The sequence below is a fragment of the Mesorhizobium sp. M7A.F.Ca.US.002.01.1.1 genome (assembly GCF_004022955.1).
GTDB lineage: Bacteria > Pseudomonadota > Alphaproteobacteria > Rhizobiales > Rhizobiaceae > Mesorhizobium > Mesorhizobium ciceri.
In genome coordinates, this window is record NZ_RZQE01000267.1 from 1 (window position 1) to 8,166 (window position 8,166).

12 protein-coding genes and 1 tRNA gene are annotated in these 8,166 nt (G+C 61.6%); 1 reads left to right on the forward strand and 12 read right to left on the reverse strand.

The genetic code is table 11. The features are described 5' to 3' along the window. Nucleotides 1–548: aromatic amino acid lyase (locus tag EN932_RS22755; RefSeq protein ID WP_164890577.1), on the forward strand; the 548-nt coding region annotated here is incomplete at its 5' end. A gap of 95 nt (nt 549–643) precedes the next feature. Here the strand turns inward: EN932_RS22755 and EN932_RS22760 are convergent. From EN932_RS22760 to EN932_RS22810, 12 genes are all read right to left on the reverse strand, one after another. Then, nucleotides 644–729: transfer RNA gene (locus EN932_RS22760), tRNA-Leu, on the reverse strand. 159 nt (nt 730–888) lie between these two features. Then, nucleotides 889–1,929 (reverse strand): site-specific integrase, encoded by a 1,041-nt coding sequence (locus tag EN932_RS22765; protein ID WP_128369081.1) that lies wholly within the window; start codon nt 1,927–1,929, stop codon nt 889–891. Between the two features lie 2 nt (nt 1,930–1,931). Further along, nucleotides 1,932–2,288: a MarR family transcriptional regulator gene (locus tag EN932_RS22770; RefSeq protein WP_128369082.1), complete on the reverse strand. Its 357-nt coding sequence runs from the start codon at nt 2,286–2,288 to the stop codon at nt 1,932–1,934. A gap of 136 nt (nt 2,289–2,424) precedes the next feature. Then, entirely contained in the window at nt 2,425–3,048 is a 624-nt protein-coding gene (locus EN932_RS22775; protein WP_128369083.1) for a hypothetical protein, read from the reverse strand. Further along, nucleotides 3,049–3,228 (reverse strand): hypothetical protein, encoded by a 180-nt coding sequence (locus EN932_RS22780; RefSeq protein ID WP_128369084.1) that lies wholly within the window; start codon nt 3,226–3,228, stop codon nt 3,049–3,051. It lies immediately after the preceding gene. Between the two features lie 93 nt (nt 3,229–3,321). Next, nucleotides 3,322–3,447, reverse strand: a complete 126-nt coding sequence (locus tag EN932_RS39560; RefSeq protein ID WP_281061550.1) for a hypothetical protein — start codon at nt 3,445–3,447, stop codon at nt 3,322–3,324. After that, a complete protein-coding gene (locus tag EN932_RS22785) occupies nt 3,444–3,800 on the reverse strand; it encodes a hypothetical protein (protein ID WP_128369085.1) in 357 nt (118 codons plus the stop codon). Before EN932_RS22785 ends, EN932_RS39560 begins: the two co-directional genes overlap by 4 nt. Beyond that, complete coding sequence (locus EN932_RS22790; protein ID WP_128369086.1) at nt 3,800–4,009, reverse strand: hypothetical protein; 210 nt, start codon at nt 4,007–4,009, stop codon at nt 3,800–3,802. Before EN932_RS22790 ends, EN932_RS22785 begins: the two co-directional genes overlap by 1 nt. Nucleotides 4,010–4,138: 129 nt before the next feature. Further along, on the reverse strand, nt 4,139–4,339 hold the full coding sequence (locus tag EN932_RS22795; RefSeq protein ID WP_128369087.1) for a hypothetical protein: 201 nt from the start codon (nt 4,337–4,339) through the stop codon (nt 4,139–4,141). 84 nt (nt 4,340–4,423) lie between these two features. Further along, complete coding sequence (locus EN932_RS22800) at nt 4,424–6,907, reverse strand: DNA-directed RNA polymerase (protein WP_128369088.1); 2,484 nt, start codon at nt 6,905–6,907, stop codon at nt 4,424–4,426. A 153-nt stretch (nt 6,908–7,060) separates the two neighbouring features. Then, nucleotides 7,061–7,351 carry a hypothetical protein gene (locus tag EN932_RS22805; protein ID WP_128369089.1) on the reverse strand — a complete coding sequence of 97 codons (291 nt, stop codon included), beginning with the start codon at nt 7,349–7,351 and terminating at the stop codon, nt 7,061–7,063. Between the two features lie 492 nt (nt 7,352–7,843). Next, a partial coding sequence (locus EN932_RS22810) for an outer membrane beta-barrel protein (protein ID WP_164890578.1) occupies nt 7,844–8,166 on the reverse strand: 323 nt, incomplete at its 5' end.

Sequence of the window (8,166 nt, forward strand, 5' to 3'; positions counted from 1 at the left end):
GCATCTCGACCGGCGGCTATCACAATGCGATGGCAACGCCGGCGCTGGACGATCTGGCGGCGATATGGGCCGACATCTGCCTGCTCTGCGACCGCCACGCCTCGAAGCTTCTGAACGGCAAGGTGTCGCTGCTGCCGGATCTGCTGATGACCGGACGTCACTCAGCCGACAGCGATGGCCATGGCAATGTCGGCTATGTGCCGATGGCGATCACCGGTTATCTTGAGCAGGCCAAGCTGGCCGCACAGCGCACCTTCATTCCGGGCACGGAATCGGCTGGCGCGGGGCAGGACGACGTCGCCACGACGGCGTTCTTCGCATGGACCAAGGAAGCAACCGCCGGCCGCTGCGTCGATGCCGCCATGGCGATGCTGGCAATGATCGCCTCGCAGGCGCTGCACGTCACCGAACGGACGCCGCCGCCGACACTGCGTTCCTTCGTCGATCAAATCAGAGCTATCGTGCCGCCTGTCGGCGCCGATCGCGTGCTGGGGCCGGAGCTTGCCAGGTTGGCGGAATGGTTCACTGAGAAAGTGTTCGAGGCGTAGAGATGCCGACAAGCTGTAGCCGGTGAAATTGGTGCGCCTGAACGAACCTGCCGAGCTTCAGGTGGCCTGCCACCCGAAGCTCGAAGAGCGAAGGGTGGTGCGGACGACGGGAATCGAACCCGTACGATCAGAGATCGAGGGATTTTAAGTCCCTTGTGTCTGCCAGTTCCACCACGTCCGCTGGGCTTTTGCCCTCCCACATGGGTGGGGAAAGTGGGAGATTTCCCACATCCCTCCCACACGGTCAGCGGGGTGTCCCACAAGGTGGGGATGCAGTCAACGAATGATGAAGTAGAGGGGTATGAGGATCGCGAAAGCCGCGACCCCGGTCAGGAATAGATTAGTCGCCATTCACCAGTCTAAGGCGCGGGCTAGCGCCCCCTTCGAGTACTGAGAGGTTGTCCATCAGGTGCTTCGGCGCGAGGTGGGCGTAGCCGAGCGTGGTCTGGTAGGAGTTGTGCCCCATCCATTCCTTGACCCGCAGGAGGTCGACGCCGCGCTGCACTTGCCAGGACGCACAGGTGTGCCGACAGGTGTAGATCACGGTGTCGTTGAGCTGCGGGAGGTGGGCGCGAACGTTGCGCCACAGCTCGATCATCTGCCACTCGGTGATGTCGGTCCACGGCCCCGCTTGGTTGTGCTTGCGCTCCTTCTGCCGGGCGACAGCTTCGAGCGCCCGCGTCGTCAGCGGGATCGTCCTGGCCTTGCCCGTCTTGGTGAGCTGCAGTTCCCCGAAGGTCACCGTCCGGTCGCGGAATTGAGACCAGCGCGCCGAGGTGCCTTCCGAGTATGGACGCGCGCCTGTGTCGATGAGGAACAGGAACAGGTCCCGCTCCGACAGCCGGCCCCACAGCGTGAGGGTCTGGACGACCAGCTCGACCTCTTCCTCGGTGAAGAAGCGCAGCCGGCTGGCACCCTTCTCCTGATAGGGCAGATCGGGCCTCTCGACCCGGGCGAACTTGATGAGGACCGAGATCGACGACAGGTAGCGATTGATCGTCGAGCCGGTGACCTTCCTGTCATTCTTCAGGTAGCGCAGGAACTCGTGGATTTTGTCCTCGTGCAGCGCTGTCTTGGCAGGCGTCTTGGCTCCCACCCACTCGACGAACTTCTCGGCATTGAGAACGGCGCGCGAGGAGCCGCGCTGGTAAGCCCAACGCTTCTCCTTTGCCGCGCGCAGGGCGTTCCCCACGGAGCCCGCATCGGTGCCCCCGATCTGCTGTTCGGGCGCTTCCGGTAGGGCTTTGCCGAGCTTCAGAGCTGTGCGGACTTCCAGCTCCCACTTCGAGGCAAGCTCGTGCGTCTCGAACTGCCTACGGTAGCGCTCGCCTTTGATGACGAACTCGGCCTGATAGCCGTTGCCGCGCGGGCTGACTGCCATGATTAGCTCCCTAAGATGCTGATTAGCGTGTTGAAGACTTTGGTGCCCTTCGGCGTCGGCTTGACGCGCTTGATGCGGCGATCCATGGCATCTTCGTAGGTGGTTACGAGGTCGTGCCCAGGCTGCCCCTTGCGGTGCGTCTTGGAGAGGGCCGACACGTTACGGCTGACGGAGGAGGAGCTGAGGCCGGTGGCGGTCTCTAGCTCGCGCATGGTCAGATCGGGTTTGCCCATCACATGGAGGAACACAGCGATCTGTTGGATTTGCATTTCCGCATCGAGCTTGCCGAACTCCTCAATGAAGGAGAGCAAACGGCGCGCGGTCTTGTTCTCGGTCTGACGACCGGCAAAGGTGTTCATTAGTATGCCCCTAACGTGATGGTTACGTGTGGATTGATACTCCTAAGCCGCACCCTTTGCAAGAAGGGGACGATCCCGTTCCCGAGACAGTCCCCTTGATGGTCCCTGTTAAACCCTTCGACGGTGGCTGGATCGTTTAGTCGCCCAGGCGCTTCCGCAGCAGTTCAATCGGATATGCGTTGACCGTCTCGATACCGACGTCCTTGAGCGGAGCCGGTGCCTCGACCGAGACGATCTGGATGTCACGGCGGCTGGCTTGATGTTTGAGCCAGTAGCCGTCCCTCTGAGTATCTGCGACCGGATCGCCCATCAGATCGAGCGCCTCCGGGTTGACCTCGGCAAGATAGCCAAGGACCGTGTTGAAGCCTTCCGGTAGACCCGGGCTGGCGTAGGGGTTAGGCGGGATTGCTGCGTTGACCCCCGACGCAGCCCCCCGTCCATTCGTCTCAAGTGCAGTCGCAATACGGTTCGGCGCGTACTCGGCCTCGGCTACGAACGCCCCATGCGACACCGGTATGGCGACCCGGCTGTAGAACTCCTTCTCCATGCCATCCATGTGCTTGGCCATCGCCTCGCAGCGGAGGTGATAGTCGTGGATGGTGTGCATCAGGTCGGCTATCCGGTCTTCGTAGACCCGCGACATCGCGTAGACCTCAGCCCTGGTCTTGCGCGGAAGGTACTTGTCGATCAGCTCGGTGACCGAAGGATAGGACTTGGAGCCGGCCTCTCGACCGGTCCAAGCCTTGCTATCAAGTTCCAATCAGAACCAGCCGAGGATCGCGCCCAGGCCGAACACCGGGATGCCGACGATGCGGGCGATGACCATGACCGTGAACGGGGCACCCGAGGCTGCCGCGTGGATCACATCGATCAGGTTCACGATCCAGCCGTAGAAGGCGATGATCATGGTGGCGAGGTAGAGCAGGATAAGACCCTTCACGATTAGACGAACACGACGCGGGGGGAGGTGAAGGAAGGGGACTTTTTCTTGGTGTCTTTTGCCATTGTGCAATTGTCTCGTGAGTGGAGGGATTTAGACGGAGTAGTGGCGTTCAAGAGCTTCGACGTCGAAGCCCAGGCCTGTCAGCTTGATGTAGAGGTCGACCGGCAGCGGCTGACCGCGCTTCCAGTGAAACTTGGCGAGGGTCAGGTAGCTCATGCTGTGGCCGGCTCGTGCTTGAGGACCAGCTCGACAGCCTCAGGGAACTTGTCGATGAGCTTCTCGACCGTGGCGTTGATGCCCAGGCCGAAGCGGACGTACTGGGTCAGCACGTCGTGGATGTCGGACATGTTGACGGTGACCGACTTGACCTGACCGAATGAGGGCCTGGCCTTGCCCTTAGGGGCGACCAGTTCGAAGCGCGAGGTGTAATAGATGCCCGAGAGCCCGGCGACCTTGATGTAGTTCCCCTTGCTTTCGACGACGGTGTACTCTTGGTCGAGCTTCAGCTTGCTGTTGCTGCTGGTGGCCTTGATGCAGCGAACCCGGTCGCCGGCTTTGAGATTGCTCATTAGAGTTCGCCTTTCATGTATGCGTCGATGCCACGGAACTCAGCGCGCTTGCCGTCGTCCCCGTTGATGAGGTTCTTGGTGACCGTGAAGGCTTCCTGAGCAGGAATGCCGAGGTGGTCTGCGAGGGTGAGGAAGACCGTCGCCGCGCCCATGATCTGTATCTCGGGGCGGAAGTCCTGCAGTCGGTCGAGGACGGTCATGGCTGCCATAGCGACGTCGCGGGGAGCAGCGGTATTCAGAATGTCACGGTTAAGCCGGGGCATGTGGGCCTTTCGAGTTAGCGGAGATGAAGACGAGGATGATTGCGAGGGCGAGGATCGCCGTTGCCCATTCGATGCTCATGCAGCAGCCTTACGGTTGCGGAAGGTGGCCTTGCGCTGCTCCTTCTTGCCGAAGTAGCCGTTCTCCTTCAGGCCCTCGATCAGGGAGCGACGGACCTCGTAGCGGTCAGTCTTGGAAGCGGCAGCAAGGTCGATGTTGACGTTGCCAACGGTGATGTCCTGGTGGGCAGCGCCCATGCGAATGGTGATGTTCTGCAAGATGAAATCCTTGGGATGATGTTTCGTAGGGCTAGTGGTGTCCATATTGCTGCACTGGAAGGAATGTCCCGCCAGTGCAACGAACTATGCGAAGAAGAAGTCTGATTGGAGGACCAGAGAGAGGTCCAATGTTCCTTTCGATGGGAGTTGGTCGAAGGCCCCGATCTCTGGAGCATCGAGTGACTGGAGAACAAGCTCGTCGCGGAGCTTGGTAAGGGGGTCCTGCTGGTACATCTCGACAAACACCTTGCGGAGGGTCGAGGCGAGCAGGGAGGTATTGCAGGCGTGGGTGCCATAGCTGTCGTGGATCATGGCGAAGTCTGTAAGACCACGGTCGCTCAACTCAGCCACGGTGAGGATCATGGCCGACGCATCCATCGAATGGACGTAGTTGGGGCTGATCGACGTCGCCTGCTTAGGCACCGCAAACACGTCGGTGTCCTCGTACATGCGGAGCCTGACCATGTTGCCAGAGATGCTGGTCTTGATCAGGCGGGACTTCATGTCGACGTATCCTTGGTAGGCGACAAAGCCGGAGGGCGTCGTCCAGTGCATGGGAAGGTTCTCCTTCGCCATCATCCTGGCGGTCTTCTGGAGCCACCCCATGGCCTCCCTTGCGGCGATGACCACGTCCCCGATGCTGTCCCATACGATGGTCGAGAGGAACCCGACCGCCTTGCCATACTCGTCACCCAGGTTGTGCTGGATGCCGCGAGCTTCGAGGCGCGCCTTCACGCCTTCCTGCACGTACTTCAGGCATGACCTGGGCGTCCCACCGTAGGGAAGCACCATGACTGGCCGCTTGGTGACCCCTCGGGTGATCCCCATCTGGAGCCACTCGTGAGCCCATCGTCCCCTTTCTGCATCTGTCCCTTCAGTGGAGACGATTAGACGCAGTTGTTCCATCACGCGGTCAGCGACCCGCTGATAGATGTCCTGCGGCTTCTCCGCTGGGATCAGGTTCACAGCCGCGCCACCGACAGCGTCGAGGAGCATGGCCGAGAAGTGCTGCAGCCCGTTGCAGGAACCGTCTAGGGCGATTGGGATGTGCGAGACGAAGGCGTCACCCTCACACTGGGCACGATGGAACTCGAAGCAGAACGCGAGGAAGCACCAAGGCTTGTCAGCCTCGGTCCACCAACGGTTCTCAAACGGGTCAGTCGCGCACTGCACGATGTTCCAGGCGTTGTCAGCGACCCAGGCCACGCGCTCGTCGAACGACACCTTGTCGACCCCGAACGTGTTGGCCCCATGGATCGACAGCCAGCGCGCGCCGTCGTGCCCGAGAGGCTTGCCCTCAGCGAACCGCAGCAGGGCCTTCACCGGGTCACTGCCCTGCGGGTGCAGGACCAGCGGCACCGGATAGGCGCGGCCACGGAAGTCGAGGTTATGCGGGAAGTAGATTGCCCGCTCGTCGCGGAACCGACCGGCCAGACCGAGGAGGGTTTCCTGATGGAGCCGATCCTGACGGAGCTGGAGGTTCTCGGTGTAGACGTCTCGGGCTGCCCACTTCCATTGCCGCAGCGCCTCTGGGTTGGTGTCGATGTCGTGAGGACGGGCAGGCATGGGGCGGTCACCCGGCACGAGGCCGGCGATGCCCTCGTTCGACTTGGCAAGCTCGGCCATGACGTCGAGGATGGCACCGTTGATCTGCCATGGCGTTCGCTGGATGGCGTTCAGGCCCTTTAGCAGGATTGACCTGTGCTGCGTCTGGGCCAGCTCACGCTTCAGCAGCTCGAACTGTTTCTTGCTTGGCCTGCGGACGAGCGGGAGGGGTCGGTCGAGGTCGGTGTAGTAGCCGCCGCCCGAGAGCCCGGTCCAGTCCTTAGGGGGGACCAGCATCGGCAGGAAGTCAGGGAACAGATACTCGCCTCCACGGATGGACTGGTCGATCCACGCCACGGCGCGCTCTGTCAGGTGGACGAGGTATTGGTCCCTCGGGGCATTCTTGTCGCCCCCTTCGTGGGCCTGCTGGATCATGGTCAGGCCGGTGTTCTCCCCGAACAGTTCGACCAGCTTGATCCCGAGGTGGATCATTTCGGTGCGGCTCCACCGGTCCCAAGCGATGCCGTGCTTGCCCATGGCGAACGTCAGGACAACCGCCTTGTGTTGCTCGGTCGCGCCGTCGTCGGACAGCTTTCGCAGCTCGTAGTCGAACCGATCCTTGTCCTGCTTGCGGAACTCCCTGAAGCGCGCCTCCAGCTCCACCGCCCGGGCAACCGCCACGGCCAGCGTCATGAGGACCGGCGAGCGGGGCTTCATCATGCGCCCGAGGATGGCCCTGCTGGCGAGGTATGCGACCACGTCGTGATCCATATCCTTGATCAACTTGGCGGCGACGGCGCGCGGCCCTGGACGACCCGAGTAGGCGTCCTCAACGAACCGGGTAATGCCCTGTGAGACGGGACCGACCACGCTTTCGAGGATCGAGCGCCCCGTATCCGTCTCATAGCCACGCTCCTTGTCTACGTTCTTGCGAACCCGTGAGAGGTATCTATCCCGACCGAGGCCGGACATTTCGATCTCCAGCTCGATCTGTCGCTGGAGCATATAGTCGTGTTGGGACATTCAGTTTCCTTGCAAAGCTGTCGGCCAAAACGCCGGCATAGTGGGCCGCGTCGGGGAGGTTGAGCTGGATGGCGAAGAGGCACAGCTTGATCTCCTCGTAGGAGAGGTCGCTGTTCTTCATCAGTCGGTGGATGCCCTTGCGGTTCTGAGCCATCAGCGTTGCCCGGCCAGGGCCTCGGACACGCGACCCGGGTTGACCTGAAAGGCCTTGGCGATCTCCGTCTGGGCGAGGTGCGGGGCGGCCTGGGCGAACTTCCTGATGCGTTCGGCCAGCTCTGCAGTCATCGGGGCCGACACCCGGCGAGCCACCCTCCTTGGCGACCGGCGCGTGAGGTAGCCCTCGACGATGTCCATGATGGTCGACGCTGAGGTGGGCATTCCGTAGCCCTCCAGATCATCGGCCAGAACCAGCAGTTCCTGACGGGCTTGGGGTATGTCGCTCATGAACGTTTGTTCTCCTTTTCCCACCAAAATTCCCACAACGGTGGGTTTCCCACACAATCCGTTGCGCGAGTGGAGGGGTTGATTTTGAAATGCGAAACCCCGGCGTTTACCGGGGAATTGCAAGGCTTTGTGGGGTTAGTTGCGTGGGTGCAAGGGAATTTGAAGGGTTTTTAAGTCCCTTGCGTCTACCAATTCCGCCACGTCCGCAGGCCAGCCCTTTTCAGACGCCAGACACAGGCCGTCAAGTCGTGTTGTTGAGCGTTCGCCGAACGTGCAAACAGACCGGGCGGCTTGATGATACTGGCGCGATCACGGAATTATCGGCGCGGCGGGTAGTGGTAGGATGCCTGTGTGGTGGATTTGATCCGCCAAGGCCGGCGCCTCTCAGGCCCAACCCATTCCCCCCGCCCACTGGGAGCGTCGGCCACCCTTCCATGAAGAGAGCCCCTCAAGTGGTCGCCTGGGCCGGCAGCGTCGCGATTGTGGGCCTGGTCAGAACTTGTAGCTCAAATTGATCCCGACCGTATTCAGCTTCACGTTCTGATCGCGATCGTTAAAGGGTTCTGCCACCTCGTAGTGCTCGGAGCCGAAATCATAGTAGCGATACTGCGCGCCGACGACGAACTTGTCGGTCAGCGCGTAGTCGACGCCGGCACCCACGGTCCAGCCGACATTCGTGCGCGTGCTGTCGAACGCCGGACCCGCGACTTGCGATGTTTCGATGCCGGCAAAGGCGACGCCGCCAATGCCGTAGACCAGCAGGCGGTCCATGGCGTAACCCGCCTTGGCGTTGACCGACCCGAACCACTTGATGT